This window comes from Elongatibacter sediminis (assembly GCF_037892215.1).
In the GTDB taxonomy this organism is placed as follows: Bacteria; Pseudomonadota; Gammaproteobacteria; order Xanthomonadales; family SZUA-36; genus Elongatibacter; species Elongatibacter sediminis.
On the sequence record NZ_JAZHOG010000003.1, the window covers coordinates 261,252 to 275,091 of the forward strand.

Genomic DNA, 13,840 nt, shown 5'->3' on the forward strand with positions numbered 1-13,840 from the left:
CGCCCACCCGTTTTGCCCGGCTCATTGGTGATTCGAACCGCATTGGTAATAGACTGTGCGCGATTTCCAAGGAGTGTCCCAGATGAGCGCAGACCCCAACGAACGAGCAGACGCGGCCGCCGTGCCGGCCGGATGGGCCCAGCGGGCCCTGGCAACCATCGAACGGGTAGGCAACCGCCTGCCGGATCCCGCCATCCTGTTCATCGCGCTCCTGGTGGCGGTCTGGGTGCTGTCGTTCGCCCTGTCGTTCATCGAATACGGCGTGATCGATCCGCGCACCGGCGAACCGCTGCGGGTGGTGAACCAGTTGTCCGGAACTTCGCTGGCGGCGTTTTTCTCGTCCATGGTCACGACCTTTGCCCACTTTCACCCGATTGGCGTCGTGCTGGTCGCCATGCTCGGCATCGGTGTGGCCGAGCACACCGGTTTCATCAACGCGGCCCTGCGGGCCATGCTCGGGGTCACGGCTCGCTGGCTGCTGACACCGATGGTGATCTTCGTCGGCATCATCAGCCATACCGCGGCCGATGCCGGTTACGTGCTGGTGATTCCGCTGGGCGGGGTGATCTTCTATGCCGCCGGCCGCCACCCGCTGGCCGGAATCGCGGCGGCCTTTGCCGGGGTCTCCGGCGGTTTCTCCGCCAACCTGATTCCGTCCGCGATCGATCCGATGCTGGCCGGCATCTCGCAGTCCGGGGCGCAGATCCTCGATGCCGGTGTGGCGCTCAATCCGCTGAACAATTTCTTCTTCACGGCTTCGTCATCCTTGCTCATCGTGCTGCTGGGCTGGGTGATCACCGACCGTTTCGTCGAACCGCGGCTGGCCTCGCAGGCCATCGACGGCGATCGCGAGGATTTGCCGACCATGGGCGACTCCGGGGAGCGCGAGCGCCGCGGGCTGCGGCTGGCGCTGTGGTCGATGCTGATCGCCATCGTGGCCCTGGCGGCCACTGCATGGCCGGAAAGTTCCGCGTGGCGGGGGCCGGGTGGTTCGCTGACCGAGCCGGGCGCGCCGCTGATGGGTGCCATCGTGGCCCTGATCTTCGCCCTGTTTCTGCTGCCCGGCGTGGTCTACGGCGTGGCCGCGGGAACGGTCAAGAGCTCGGCCGATGTCATCAGGGGAATGACCCGGGCCATGGAGTCCATGGCCTACTACCTGGTGATCATGTTCTGGATCGCGTTGTTCATCTACGCGTTTGCCCAATCCAACCTGGGCGTGTTGCTGGCCCTGCAGGGCGCGGCCGCGCTGCAGGCCCTGGGGTTGCCGGGTCCGCTGACGATCTCCGGTATCGTGCTGTTGACCTGGCTGATCAATTTCTTCGTCGGGTCGGCTTCGGCGAAATGGGCCCTTTTGGCACCGATTTTCGTGCCGATGCTGATGCAGCTCGGCATTTCGCCCGACCTCACCCAGGCCGCCTACCGCGTCGGGGATTCGACCAGTAACATCATCACGCCGCTGATGCCGTATTTTCCGCTGGTCGTGGTGTACTGCCAGCGCTATGTGAGCAGCACGGGCATCGGCACCGTGACCGCGATGATGCTGCCGTATTCGGTGACCTTCGTGGTGGTCTGGACCCTTTACCTGCTGGCGTACTGGGCTTTGGGCCTGCCGCTGGGACTGCAGGCCACGTATCAGTACGGTTGAGGTATTCTGACCGGCCGCGAATCTGACAGGAGAATCCGCGAAGTCATGTCTGAAAAGAACTCCGTACTGTTTGTCTGCCTGGGCAACATCTGCCGTTCACCGGCCGCTGAGGGCGTGTTCCGTCATGTCGTTGCAGAGGCCGGGCGCGAGGGCGATTTCGAAATCGACTCGGCCGGCACCGGTTCCTGGCACGTTGGAAACCCGGCGGACAAACGCATGCGCGCCGCGGCGCAGCGTCGTGGTTATGCCCTGGACAGCATCGCCCGGCAACTGGTGAGCGATGATTTCGAACGCTTCGATCTGATTCTGGCCATGGACGACGACAACCTGCGCAATGTCACCGCACTGGGCAACGGCAACGGTCGCGCGCGAGTCGTGCTGATGCGCGAGTTCTGCGAACAGCACGGTCCCGGCGAGGTGCCCGACCCCTATTTCGGGGGTGACGAGGGCTTCGAGGAAGTGCTGGATATCCTCGAGGACGCCTGCCGCGGCCTGCTCCGGCACCTGTGAGGGTCTCCCGGCCCGCCGGGTAGGCAAGCGCGGTGGCCCGTTCCGAAATCCTGAACCTGCTGCTGACGCTGGATCGCGGCGAGCCGGTCGTGGTCGATGCCGTGGGCGGTGGTTGCATTGCGTCCGCCGCCATCGCCCGCTTCGCTGACGGCACCGAGGTGTTCGTCAAGACGGTCTCGGGCGGAACCGGAATGTTCGAGGCGGAAGCCGCGGGGTTGCGTGAGCTGGACGCGGCGGGCGCCATTCGCGTCCCCCGGGTTCTGGCGGTGGATTCCGCGGGCCTTGTCCTGGAGTGTATCCGTGAAGGGCGCAGACCTCCGGGTTTCTTTGAGTCCTTCGGACGTGCGCTGGCGGCCCTGCACCTGCACCGTGCGCCGGTTTGCGGGTTTCACCAGGACAACTACATTGGTGCCACACCGCAGCCGAATGCGCCGCTGGTACAAGGTGAAGGCGATGCCGGTGATGGCCGTGACTGGCCATCGTTCTACCTGGAACGACGTCTGCGCTTCCAGTGCGATTTGGCAGCCGGGCGCGGCGCCGATGAACTGATGGGTCTGCTGGACCAGGCCGAACCGCGCATCCGTGACCTGCTGGAATCGGCGATCGAGCCGCCCGTCCTGCTGCATGGGGATTTATGGGGCGGGAATTTCCTGGTGGACGAGGCCGGCGAACCGGTGCTGATCGATCCGGCCGTGTACTACGGTCATCGCGAGGCGGAACTGGCGATGACCCGGCTGTTCGGAGGATTCGACCCGCAATTTTACGCGGGCTACGCGGAAGCATCGCCACTGATTGCCGGGCACGAAGAGCGACTGCCGCTTTACCAGCTCTACCACGTGATCAACCACTTCAACCTGTTCGGGGGCGGATATGGGGATCAGGCCCGGCGAATTCTTCAGTCTTACAGGTAGCCGCCCAGCAGCAGCACGAAGTAGGTGACGGTGAAGCTTACGAAGGCGGCGATTCCGACCATGCTGAACCACCACATGCCGCGGCCCGGCCGGAGGTCGGCCGGAACGGCGGGTCCGAACACGGACCGGTGGTTCAGGATGGCGATGACCGGCGCCACCAGGAAGGCGACGGTGGTGCCGAAATCCAGAAAAGTACGGAACGAATCGGCCAGGAAATAGATCGCCGCGATCGAGCCGGCCGCGAGCAGGACCACGTACAGGCGGTAGGCGGCCGTACCGTCCAGTTGGACTTCCGTGATGCGGCCCACCGGTTCCCCGCGCAACACGCGGGTAATGGCGACGAGCACGCGTGGAAGGGCGTCGAGCCCGGTCAGCGCGGTGGTCAGCATCACGGAAATCACCGAGGCGCCGATCAGAGGCACCGCCCAGTCTCCCAGGGCGTCCCGGTACAGACCGATCAACTGTTCGGCGAACGGAACGGCCTCCGCGGCCGGTGCGATGCCGGCGCGGTTCATCATCGCCGCGCCCATGATCAGGAAGCAGACCGCGAAGATGGCCGAGCCCCAGTAACCGATATTGAAGTCCATCAGCACGTCGCGCAACCGCGGCCAAACGCCGGCGTCCTTGGCCTTGGCCAGGGTCCATACGGACTGCCACACCGAGCTGTCGGTGGACACGGGCATGAATCCGCCGATGGCGGCCACGAACAGCAGCAGCTTGAGGTCGATCCGCTCGGCCGGTATCGTGAGTTGCGATAGTTCCAGCTTGGGAATCGAGAACAGCGCGGCCAGCAGGGTCGACACGGCCAGCACCGAAACCAGCACCTTGTTGACCCGGTCGAGCCAGTGAAAACGGCCGACCAGCAGGAAGACTACGCCGCCGCCGAGGATGATGGCACCCAGCAGGCGGGTGTCGAGTTCGATTCCGAAAACGTTCTTGACCAGTGCCGCGGACAGCATGCCAACCGCGCCCATGGCGAAGAACATGTAGCACAGCAGCGCGCCCAGCAGCAGCCACACCGCGAACACGCCCTGTCGCCTGTAGCCCTCGATCAGCGATTCCCCGGACGCGACGGTGTAGTACGCGCCGAAGCGGAACAAGGGATACTTCAGGACATGGATCAGCAGGATGACCACCCCGATGGCCAGACCGTATACCGCGCCGGCCCGGGTGGACTGCACGAGATGGGAAAGACCGATGGCGGTGCCGGCGAACAGCAAACCGGGACCGAATGCGGTGCGGAAACTGGCCGCCAGGCCGGTGCCTCCGCGATCAGCCATGGGCAGATCTTGTATTTTGCGCCGGCTGTGGCCAGCCGCGCACCGAAACCCGGTGCATGATGCGCTGCGTGGCTTCACCTTCGGCGCGTTGCAATACCTCCGCGCTGTGCAGCAACTGGGCATTGTCCCAGATGACGAGGTCGTGGGGCCGGTAGCGGTGCAGGTAAACGAAGCGCGGTTGAGTGGCGTATTCGGCGAATTCGTCGAGCAGGGGGCGGGCTTCCTCGTCGGACATGCCGGCGATACCGATACCGGTGTCGGCCGCCGCGTACAGTGCCTTGCGCCCCGTCACCGGGTGGCGGCGCACCAGCGGGTATTCGAAGGTGGGCATGGAGCCGTCGCGCCGGCCTTCGTAGCAATGCACCACGGTGATGGATTCGGCCAACTCGCGCCGGTCGGGCGATAAAGTCTCGTAGGCGGCGACCTGGTTTGCGAACATCGTGCCGCCGCCCGCAGCCGGAACCGCGACCGCATTCAACATGGTGAAGCTGGCCGGCTCCTCGCTGTGTACGAGGTCGGTATGCCAGTGGGCGCCACCGTTCAACTGGCGTTCATCCCGGTCATCCGCGTTGGACAGTGACATCACGCCGGGCAGGCCGTCGAGGCGCAGGTTCTCCTCGTTATGATGGATGAGCGTCCCCAGGCATTCCCCGAATCGCGCCAGCGCGTCCGGCGACAATTGCAGGTCACGGATGCAGACCACCGCATGCTCGTAAAGCCACGGTACAAGCACGCCGGCCAGTTCAGGGCCGGAATCCGCATCCAGCCGAACTCCGTTGATCTCGATTCCGACCAGGTCGGAAAGCGGGGCGGTTGACGGATTCAAGGCCGGTATCTCAATCTCGTGAATCGCGGCTGTGCACCCGCCTGCGCTGCATGGCGTGGTGGCGGCTGTGACCGTAAGGCGGGAATGTCCTGCCTTCGGCCCGCAGTTCGGGCAGGACGTCCGAGGCGAGTGCGGCGTTCAGGGCGTCCAGGTCGTCGAACACGACTTCATTGCCGAAAAAGGCGCCGGAATCGTTCACGCCTTCGGGAAGTTCAATGCCGACAGGCAGGTAGCACAGTACATTCCTGATGGCCGGAAAACGAGCCAGCAGGATCGGGTGGTTGGCGGTGTAGAAGGCGATGAAGGCGGCCTCGTCCGGTGCCGGGCGGAAGTAGCGCACGACGAACGACAGGGCGGCGGTCCGTGGCGGCGGCTCGATGTGGTCGGGCAATGGAAAGTGTGCGGTGTGGAAGACATCCACGGTGGCCGGGCCGTGTTCGCCGATGCCGAGCGCGTCCCGAAATTCCGTTGTGGCGAGCAGTCCGGCCGCATCTTCCGGTTCGTCGAGGTTCAGTTCGACGATCAGCGCTGGCCGGTCTCCCTCGTCGAATTCAGGCACGGCTCCCGGCGCCGGAGTGTACGTTTCGACGAAACGCAGTCCGTTGGCGGAGCGAAGGCCGTCGAGAGCGGCCGAGGTGAAAGCGCTTTCCAGCGCCCCGGCCGCGGATTCCGGGCCGGGGTAATTCAGAAATACGGATACGGTCATGCTGCCGGTTTGCTCCTCGGTCCGGATTCCGCTCCGGGCCGGGGCCCGGGAGGACCGGGTTCAGGCGATCGCCACCAGTTCGATGTCGAAGTTCAGATCCTGTCCCGCCAGCGGGTGGTTGGCGTCGACCGTGACGGATTCGTCACCCACCGAGATGACGGTCAGCCGGAATACCTGCCCATCCTGGCCGCGAGCCTGCAGGCCCATGCCTTCTTCCGGGTCGAGATCGTCGGGGAGGGCGGTCTTGGGTACTTCATGGACCATTTCATCGTTACGCGGTCCGTAACCATCCTCGGGCGGGATGGTGACCGATTTGCTGTCGCCCACTTCCATGCCGGTTACGGCCTTGTCGAAGCCGGCGATCACCTGGCCGGACCCGAGCTCGAACTCCAGCGGCTCGCGGTCCTTGGAACTGTCGAATTCGGTGCCGTCGGTCAGCGTTCCCGTGTAGTGGATTTTGACGGTGTCACCCGATTTGGCCTGGCTCATTTCATTCTCCGTTTGGAATCGGCACCCACCCTAGCAGAAGGCGCGCCGCCGAGCGAGCCGGGGCGGAGCCTGGCGCTTTTCGGGGGTCTGAATCAGGTCGAATCCCAGTACGGCGGGTCGGCGATACGCTCGGCCATGAAATCGATGAACGCACGAACCTTGGGTGGAATGTAGCGGCGGACGGGGTAGACGGCATTGATCGAGACTTCGAGGGTGCGGAAACCGGTTAGCACCGGAACCAGGGTGCCGGCGCGCAGTTCATCGCCGACGACGAAGGTGGGCGTGCGGCTGATGCCGGCGCCGGCCAGCAGGGCCGCGCGCAGCGCGAGGCTGTTGTTGGAGCGCAGGCGTCCGGTGAGGTGTACGCGGTGCTCCTCGCCGTCGGGTGCGGTAAACAGCCAGTCCAGCGCCGAGTCCTGGTAGCGGAAGCTGATGACGCGGTGCTGGCGCAGGTCGTCCGGATGGCGGGGTACGCCGTGCCGTTCCAGGTAGGCCGGCGATGCGCACACCACGTGACGGCACGGTCCGAGACGGCGGGCCACCAGCGCGGAATCCGGCAATTCGCCGATGCGGATGGCGACGTCGTAGCCTTCTTCGACCAGGTCGATCTTGCGGTCTTCCAGGTCCAAATCGATGTCGACATCGGGAAATTGCCGGAGAAACTCCGGCAGCGCGGGCGCCACGTGGAGAATGCCGAACGACATGGGTGCGTTAACCCGCAGCGTGCCGCGTGGTGCGGCCTGGAGTTGCGCGACCTCGTCGTGCGCTTCGGCGATGCGGGTCAGGCCGGCGCGGCACCGGTCGTAATAGCGCTGCCCGGCCTCGGTCAGGCTCAGGCGCCGCGTGGTGCGGTGCAGCAGGCGCACGCCCAGGCGCGCCTCGAGCCGTGAGACGTACTTGCTGACCACGGGGCGCGACAGGGCCAGCCGCTCAGCCGCGGCTGTGAAACTGCCGCTGTCGACCACTTCGACGAATACGGCGATGTCGTTGAGTGGTTCCAGTTCAACGCCCCCGTGGGAAAAGGCAACCAATATGCGGCAAGTGCGCCATTCGATCAATGGAGCCACCGGCCGGTCCGGCTGCACTTTGCGTGAACCTTGATAGTATGGAAGACAGTGCCATGTAATCAGGATGCCGCAGCAAGGGAGATTTTGAGAAAAACCATCCAAATCGACTGGGCCGCTTACGATCCCGGAACCGGGTTCGATGAAATGATTGCGTCCGACGGGTCTGCGCGGAAGGCCGCGGCCGAACTGGTCCGGACCCTCGGGGCCATGAGTTCGCGTGAACTCCGCGCGCGGCAACGGGCTGCCGAGAGCGCCATCGTCGAAATGGGCATATCCTTCACGGTGTATTCCGAAGGGCAGAACATCGACCGTGCCTGGCCTTTCGACATCGTGCCGCGCGCCCTGCCGCGGGACGAGTGGGTGCGGACCGAGGCCGGCCTGGCACAACGGCTGCGAGCGCTCAACCTGTTCATCGACGACATGTATCACGACCAGCGGATGATCGCCGAAGGGCGGTTCCCCCGAGACCTGCTGGAAACCTCGAAGAATTTTCTGCGGCCCTGCATGGGAGCCAATCCCGCACACGGCGTCTGGGCCAATATCTGCGGTTCCGATCTCGTGCGTGACAAGGACGGAACGATCTACGTGCTGGAGGACAATCTGCGGGTGCCATCCGGGGTTTCCTACATGCTGGAGAACCGCTCCATCACCAAGTACGTTTTTCCCGAGCTGTTCGACCGGCAGAACATTCTTCCCGTGGATGACTACCCGGCGGAGTTGTTCAATATGCTGGTTTCGCTGTCTCCGCGGCCCGGTGATGATCCGGAAGTCGTCGTGCTGACCCCCGGTATCTACAATTCCGCCTATTTCGAGCACAGCTACCTGGCCCGGCGCATGGGCGCGGAGCTGGTGGAGGGTGGCGACCTGCTGGTGGGGGATGACGATTGCGTCTACATGCGCGCGGTCGAAGGATTGACCCGGGTCGACGTGATCTACTCGCGAATCAATGCAACCTTCCTGGATCCGGAAGTGTTCGAAAAGGAGTCCCTGCTCGGCGTGCCGGGTCTGATCCGCGCGTGGCGGGCCGGCAATGTCGCCATCGCCAACGCTCCGGGTACCGGGGTGGCCGACGACAAGGTCGTCTATCTCTACGTGCCCGACATGATCCGGTTCTACCTGGGTGAAGAGCCGATTCTGCAGAACGTGCCGACGTATCAGTGTTCCGACCCCGACAGCCTGGCCTACGTCATCGACCATCTGCAGGAACTGGTGGTCAAGCCTGCCAACGAGTCCGGTGGCTACGGCATGCTGGTGGGGCCGCAGTCGACCCGCCGGGAGCGTATCGAGTTTCGTGAGCTCGTCCTGCAACAGCCGCGCAACTACGTGGCACAGCCGGTGATTACCCTGTCCACGGTGCCGACCGTCATCAATCGCAAACTGGAAGCGAGGCACGTCGACCTCAGGCCGTTCATCCTGCAGGGCGCGGATTCCTACGTGACTCCGGGCGGGCTGACGCGGGTCGCGCTGCGCCGTAATTCACTGGTGGTGAACTCATCGCAGGGCGGCGGCAGCAAAGACACCTGGGTGGTGGGGTAGGAGACGGGGATGCTATCGCGGGTGGCCGAACGGGTTTACTGGATGAGCCGCTATCTGGAGCGGGTGGAAAACACCGCGCGCCTGGTCGCCGTGTATGGCGAGTTGTTGCTGGATCTGCCGGATGAGGCGCAGCTGGACTGGTCGGTGCCGCTGCGCATACTCGGCATGGAGGACAGTTACCAGTCTCTGGGCGACGGCGGCGATGCGCTCGAGTTTCTGTTGAGCAGCGACCGCAACCCGGCCGCGCTGAAAGCTTCCCTGGCGCATGCGCGTGAAAATACCCGCACCACCCGTGATGTGGTTCCCAGCGAAGCGTGGCGCGCCATCAATGAACTCTATCTGCATGCCGCCGAACACCTTTCCGATCGCGCACAGCGTCCGGGGTCCCGCATTCCGGGCGACATCGTGCGGCGTTGCCACGAGATCACCGGTATCCTCGAGGGCACCATGAGTCACGGGCCGGCCCACCGGTTCGTCTGTCTCGGGCGTTCACTGGAACGTGCCGACATGACGTCGCGCATGATCGACGTGGCCGCGGCCATCCTGATGACCGGGCGCGAGGAATTGCGCCACCACGACAACACGGTGTGGCGGGCGGTGCTGCGTGCGCTGAGTGCTTACCAGATGTATCGCCAGTACGTGCGTCGCCGGGTCGAGGGCGCCGACGTCGTGGATTTTCTGCTGCACGACCGGGAATTTCCCCGGTCGGTCACTTTCTGCGTCGATGTTCTCGACGAGGCGGTGGCGGCCCTGCCGCGCGGCGAGGCCGCAGGCACCCGGGTGAAACCGGTGCGCGACCGGCTCAAGGGCATCGATCGGGACGCCATCGATCACGAAGTGGTCCATCGCTTCGTCGACGACCTGCAAGTGGATCTGGCGGCGCTGCACGGGACCATTTTCGAAACCTGGCTCAACCCGATGCGCGTGGTATGAGCCGCGTGCATTTCGGGAAGCCTGCCGGGGAGCCTGGCGGATTATGAAAATATTCTATTGCCAGTGTGGCAGCCGGGTGTTTTTCGAGAATACCGCCTGCCTGACCTGCGGGCGTGAACTTGGGTTCGATTCGGACGCGCTGACCATGCGTTCGCTGGCGCCTCCTGCCGGTCCGGCGGCGAATCCGGCCATGCTCATCGATGTCGAGGGGCAGGCCCGGTGGCGCTGCGGCAATCACGTCGAGCATGGCAATTGCAATTGGCTGGTGTCGGACGGGACCGCCGAGCGGCTGTGCCGTTCGTGTCGCTTGAATGACATGATTCCCGCCTTGTCCGGTCCGGGAAACCTGCAGCTGTGGACGCGGGTCGAGGAGGCCAAGCGCCGCTTGCTGTATTCCCTGTTCTCCCTCGGCCTGCCGCTGGTGCGCCGCGGGGGCAGCGGTCTGCGCTTCCGCATCATGGAAGACCGGCGCCGCAATCCGGGAGTGTACGAGTCCTTCGTTGCGACGGCGCACCTGGAAGGTACCATCACGATCAATATCGCCGAAGCCGATGATGCGACCCGTCATGCCGTTCGTGAACAGATGCAGGAGCGTTACCGGACCGTGCTGGGTCACCTGCGGCACGAGAGCGGGCATTTTTACTTCAGCTTGCTGACCGCGGATCCGGATTTGCTCGAGGCCTGCCGAAAGCGGTTTGGCGACGAGCGCCAGGATTACCAGGCCTCACTCGAGGCGCACTACCATTCCGGCCCCCCCGCAGACTGGCACGAGCACTACGTGAGCGCGTACGCGGCGGCGCATCCGGCCGAGGATTTCGCCGAGACATTCGCCCATTTTCTGCATATCCACGATGCGCTGGAAAGTGCCCGCATGACCGGTTTGACGCCGCAGGCCGACGTCGATGCGTCGGCCGACGATGCCGGCTGGATCGCGGATTGGGCGGCGCTGGCCGTGACTTTGAATGAAATCGGCCGCAGCCTGGGTTCGGACGACGCCTATCCCTTCGTTTTGACCGATCCCGTTAAGGAGAAACTGGTGTTCATGAATCGCCTCGTGGCCCGACAAGTTTCACGGCAGGCCGGCTGAGAGGCAGGCTGGGGAGATTGGTGAAGGCCTGTTTCAGCCCTTCCTGCCACGCGGTCCTGAGCTCGCGCAGGTAGGCATTGTCTTCCTGCAGCACCAGGCGCTTGCCGAAGCGCAGCGAATCGGCCGTGTACAGCAGCAGTTCGATCGGCGGCCCCACCGTGGCGTTGCTGCGCATCGTGGAATCCATCGACACCAGCGCCGCTCGCGCGCCGACGTCCAGTGACAGGCCTTCGCTGACCACCCGGTCCAGAATGGGTTTGCCGTATTTCAGTTCGCCAGTCTGCAAATAGGGCGTCTGAACCGACGCGGCGATGTAGTTGCCTTCCGGGTATACCAGGTAGATCTGGTGCGGGCGGCCCGCGATCTGACCGCCGACGATGAAGCTGGCTTCCGGATTGAATTTTTCGCGTTGGCGTGAAGCGTGTTTACGCTGTTCGGCGCGGCTCAGTTCGCCGACGTATTCGGCGGCCTCGGCCATGTCCGCGACCGTGTTCATGCAGCGGCCGGTGCCGGCCTCGTTATCGCGCCGGATCTGGCGGACCACTGCCTGGGTGGTGGCCAGGTTGCCGGCCGTCAACAGGCACACAGCGCGTTCGCCGGGTATTTCGAAGGTGTGCATCTTGCTGAATGTGCTCACCTGATCGACTCCCGCATTGGTGCGTGAATCGGAAGCGAAAACCAGTCCCTGGTCGACCCGGATACTCAGGCAATACGTCACGTGCTGGCCCCTTTGGAGGGAAACGGAAAAACGTCGCTCATGATGCCCCATCGACGCGCCGAATGACAGGGGAAGCTGACCGTCGAATCACTCGACGCCGTAGCCATGGTCCCGAATCGATTGCACTGCGGCCGGTGAGGCCAGAAAACCCAGAAAGTCCGTGGCTGCGGGGTTGTCGGCACCGCGTCGCAACAGGATGGCATCCTGCCGGATGGGCTGATACAGGCTGGCTGGCACTTCCCAGTGGCTGCCACCGCCGCGGGCCCGGTCTGTCAGCACCGCGGAGTAAGCGACGAAACCCACTTCGGCCGCCCCGGTGGCCACGAAAGATTGCGTCTGTCCGACGTTTTCCCCCATAACGAGGCGGGTCTGGACCGATTCCCAGAGCCCCAGGGAGCGCAGGGTTTCGCGTGCTGCGGCGCCGTAGGGCGCAAGCTCCGGGTTGGCGATGGCGATGTGCTGGATCGTGGGGTCGGTCAGCACCGCACCCCCGTCACCGGTGATGCGTTCGGGGTCGGCGCTCCACAGCGCCAGCCGGCCGAGGGCGTAGGTGAATCGCGTTCCCGCGACTCCCTGCCCCTCCGTCTCCAGCCGGGCCGGCGTCGCCGCGTCGGCCGAAAGCAGTACCTCATAAGGCGCACCGTGGGAGATCTGGGCATGGAGTTTGCCGGTGGAGCCGGTGATCAGCACCAGCCGGTGCCCGGTTTCGCGCTCGAACATCGGTTGGAGCGCTTCCGCCGCGCCGATGAAGTTCGCGGCCACGGCCACCAGGACTTCCGCCGCGCGCAGATTGCCGGCATGAACGGACAGAAGCGCCACGAGGGCGGCTACGAAGGGGCGAATCACGATTCAGTCTCCGGGCGGGCGGAATGGCAGCGAGGGCGTCGGCTCGGGTTCGGGTTCATTCGGTGGTTGCGGGCCTGGTGAAGGCGGCCGGCCGGCATGCGGCGAAACCCAGGGCCAGACACCGTAGCCCACCGGCTGGGCATGGGTCACCACGGCTGGCGGCGCCGGAGCACGCTGGCGGGCGCGCCGGTCGGCCCGGTCGTCCGCCATTTCCGTGCGCAGTTCCCGGATGGCCGCGGCGAGTTCCTCGACCGGGTAAATGTCGCCGCCAACACCCTGGGTGGGTCCCTCATCGACGTCGACAATCTGCACGGTGTCACCGGGCCCGCCGGATTCGGGCCGCCACTGGCTGAAGTGGACGGTGCCGCTTTCATCCACCCAGCGATACACGTCGACCGCCGGCACGGCCTCAGCGCAAGCGGCTGTCAGCAGCAAGGTCATGGCGCTTCTGGCGATTTTCTCAAAGCTGATGTCTGGCACCCGGCAAGGTCCTTCGTCGACCACAGGTCACATTATTATAGGAAAGCCCGCCAGGGAAAAATCTTGCGCCGCCGGACCGGCCCGGCGTGTGGCGGCCGGCGAAACCCGACCGGCCCGCCTATACTGGAGAAAGTCGTAACAACGATCAGCGCGGACTGGGGAGTCATCCCGTTAATCGGACGCCTGTGCGTCCATCAGGTAGGAGAAGCGCTGATGAAACATTGGATAATCGCGGTCGGGCTGGCGATTCTGGCGGCTCCGGCGTGGTCCGCCAACGCCGTGAATTTCCGGGTCGAGTTGTCCGGCGACAGCGAAGTGCCGCCGGTCGTCACGGATACCACCGGCACTGCCATCCTGCACGTGAACCGCCTGCTCACCGAAATTTCCATCAAGCTCGACATCCGGAACGGCTCTGACGTGCTCGGCGTCGCTGGCGCGCACCTGCACTGTGCGCCAGCGGGGTCCAACGGCGGCGTTGTCGCGTTTCTGGCCGGGCCGTTCACGCCCGGATACGACGGCGATTTTCAGATTCGGGCCACCCTCAACGACGACAGCATCATCGACGATGCCTGCGGCGCGGACATCGCCGGGCTGGTCGGATCCATGCTGGATGGCAATGTGTATATCAACGTACACAGCAGCGGAGTTCCCAGCGGCGTCGTTCGCGGTCAGGTGGAATGACCGACTGTGCCGGCCGTTGACTTCGGCGGCCGTGCGCGGTTCACCGGGCGTCGCGGTGTGCTGACGCCGCGGCGTCCGGCAATCGACGCTTTCTTCACTTTCCGGCACGTACAATATCGATTCCA

General features: G+C 64.6%; 15 protein-coding genes. 7 read left to right on the forward strand and 8 right to left on the reverse strand.

Annotated features, from left to right (window positions below; all coding sequences use genetic code 11):
* Positions 1-82: 82 nt before the first annotated feature.
* Genes V3330_RS05975 through V3330_RS05985 form a run of 3 tightly spaced genes read left to right on the forward strand, consistent with a single transcriptional unit; the run spans position 83 to position 3,066 of the window.
* Positions 83-1,645: an AbgT family transporter gene (locus V3330_RS05975; RefSeq protein WP_354694480.1), complete on the forward strand. Its 1,563-nt coding sequence runs from the start codon at positions 83-85 to the stop codon at positions 1,643-1,645.
* 45 nt (positions 1,646-1,690) lie between these two features.
* Positions 1,691-2,155: a low molecular weight protein-tyrosine-phosphatase gene (locus tag V3330_RS05980; protein ID WP_354694481.1), complete on the forward strand. Its 465-nt coding sequence runs from the start codon at positions 1,691-1,693 to the stop codon at positions 2,153-2,155.
* A gap of 32 nt (positions 2,156-2,187) precedes the next feature.
* The gene (locus V3330_RS05985) at positions 2,188-3,066 is read left to right on the forward strand and encodes a fructosamine kinase family protein (protein WP_354694482.1); all 879 of its coding nucleotides are present in this window, start codon (positions 2,188-2,190) and stop codon (positions 3,064-3,066) included.
* Here the strand turns inward: V3330_RS05985 and V3330_RS05990 are convergent.
* From V3330_RS05990 to V3330_RS06010, 5 genes are all read right to left on the reverse strand, one after another.
* Positions 3,057-4,346, reverse strand: coding sequence for an NRAMP family divalent metal transporter (locus V3330_RS05990; RefSeq protein WP_354694483.1), 1,290 nt, complete (start codon positions 4,344-4,346; stop codon positions 3,057-3,059). The genes V3330_RS05985 and V3330_RS05990 overlap by 10 nt on opposite strands.
* Positions 4,339-5,172, reverse strand: coding sequence for a TauD/TfdA dioxygenase family protein (locus tag V3330_RS05995; protein WP_354694484.1), 834 nt, complete (start codon positions 5,170-5,172; stop codon positions 4,339-4,341). The genes V3330_RS05990 and V3330_RS05995 overlap by 8 nt, the downstream gene beginning before the upstream one ends.
* Before the next feature lie 10 nt (positions 5,173-5,182).
* On the reverse strand, positions 5,183-5,878 hold the full coding sequence (locus V3330_RS06000) for a hypothetical protein (protein WP_354694485.1): 696 nt from the start codon (positions 5,876-5,878) through the stop codon (positions 5,183-5,185).
* A gap of 60 nt (positions 5,879-5,938) precedes the next feature.
* A complete protein-coding gene (locus V3330_RS06005; protein WP_354694486.1) occupies positions 5,939-6,367 on the reverse strand; it encodes an FKBP-type peptidyl-prolyl cis-trans isomerase in 429 nt (142 codons plus the stop codon).
* A 92-nt stretch (positions 6,368-6,459) separates the two neighbouring features.
* A complete protein-coding gene (locus V3330_RS06010; RefSeq protein ID WP_354694487.1) occupies positions 6,460-7,434 on the reverse strand; it encodes a LysR family transcriptional regulator in 975 nt (324 codons plus the stop codon).
* A gap of 96 nt (positions 7,435-7,530) precedes the next feature.
* Between V3330_RS06010 and V3330_RS06015 the strand changes: the two genes are divergently transcribed.
* Genes V3330_RS06015 through V3330_RS06025 form a run of 3 tightly spaced genes read left to right on the forward strand, consistent with a single transcriptional unit; the run spans position 7,531 to position 10,990 of the window.
* Positions 7,531-8,970 (forward strand): circularly permuted type 2 ATP-grasp protein, encoded by a 1,440-nt coding sequence (locus V3330_RS06015; protein ID WP_354694630.1) that lies wholly within the window; start codon positions 7,531-7,533, stop codon positions 8,968-8,970.
* Between the two features lie 9 nt (positions 8,971-8,979).
* On the forward strand, positions 8,980-9,903 hold the full coding sequence (locus V3330_RS06020) for an alpha-E domain-containing protein (protein ID WP_354694488.1): 924 nt from the start codon (positions 8,980-8,982) through the stop codon (positions 9,901-9,903).
* Positions 9,904-9,946: 43 nt separating this feature from the next.
* Entirely contained in the window at positions 9,947-10,990 is a 1,044-nt protein-coding gene (locus V3330_RS06025) for a zinc-binding metallopeptidase family protein (protein WP_354694489.1), read from the forward strand.
* Here the strand turns inward: V3330_RS06025 and V3330_RS06030 are convergent.
* The 3 genes from V3330_RS06030 to V3330_RS06040 all read right to left on the reverse strand — a co-directional run bounded on the left by V3330_RS06030 (position 10,944) and on the right by V3330_RS06040 (position 13,034).
* Positions 10,944-11,708 carry a proteasome-type protease gene (locus V3330_RS06030; RefSeq protein ID WP_354694490.1) on the reverse strand — a complete coding sequence of 255 codons (765 nt, stop codon included), beginning with the start codon at positions 11,706-11,708 and terminating at the stop codon, positions 10,944-10,946. The two genes, V3330_RS06025 and V3330_RS06030, sit on opposite strands and share 47 nt — an antisense overlap.
* A gap of 87 nt (positions 11,709-11,795) precedes the next feature.
* Positions 11,796-12,554, reverse strand: a complete 759-nt coding sequence (modA, locus tag V3330_RS06035) for a molybdate ABC transporter substrate-binding protein (protein ID WP_354694491.1) — start codon at positions 12,552-12,554, stop codon at positions 11,796-11,798.
* 3 nt (positions 12,555-12,557) lie between these two features.
* Complete coding sequence (locus V3330_RS06040; RefSeq protein ID WP_354694492.1) at positions 12,558-13,034, reverse strand: DUF4124 domain-containing protein; 477 nt, start codon at positions 13,032-13,034, stop codon at positions 12,558-12,560.
* 213 nt (positions 13,035-13,247) lie between these two features.
* Between V3330_RS06040 and V3330_RS06045 the strand changes: the two genes are divergently transcribed.
* A complete protein-coding gene (locus V3330_RS06045; protein WP_354694493.1) occupies positions 13,248-13,715 on the forward strand; it encodes a CHRD domain-containing protein in 468 nt (155 codons plus the stop codon).
* Positions 13,716-13,840 lie beyond the last annotated feature (125 nt).

Excerpts from the sequence above, each read along its gene's own strand:
- V3330_RS05980 (WP_354694481.1), top strand. The coding sequence starts at position 1,691 with ATGTCTGAAAAGAACTCCGTACTGTTTGTCTGCCTGGGCAACATCTGC.
- V3330_RS05990 (WP_354694483.1), bottom strand. The coding sequence starts at position 4,346 with ATGGCTGATCGCGGAGGCACCGGCCTGGCGGCCAGTTTCCGCACCGCA.
- V3330_RS06005 (WP_354694486.1), bottom strand. The coding sequence starts at position 6,367 with ATGAGCCAGGCCAAATCGGGTGACACCGTCAAAATCCACTACACGGGA.
- V3330_RS06020 (WP_354694488.1), top strand. The coding sequence starts at position 8,980 with ATGCTATCGCGGGTGGCCGAACGGGTTTACTGGATGAGCCGCTATCTG.
- V3330_RS05975 (WP_354694480.1), top strand. The coding sequence starts at position 83 with ATGAGCGCAGACCCCAACGAACGAGCAGACGCGGCCGCCGTGCCGGCC.
- V3330_RS06000 (WP_354694485.1), bottom strand. The coding sequence starts at position 5,878 with ATGACCGTATCCGTATTTCTGAATTACCCCGGCCCGGAATCCGCGGCC.
- V3330_RS06045 (WP_354694493.1), top strand. The coding sequence starts at position 13,248 with ATGAAACATTGGATAATCGCGGTCGGGCTGGCGATTCTGGCGGCTCCG.
- V3330_RS06025 (WP_354694489.1), top strand. The coding sequence starts at position 9,947 with ATGAAAATATTCTATTGCCAGTGTGGCAGCCGGGTGTTTTTCGAGAAT.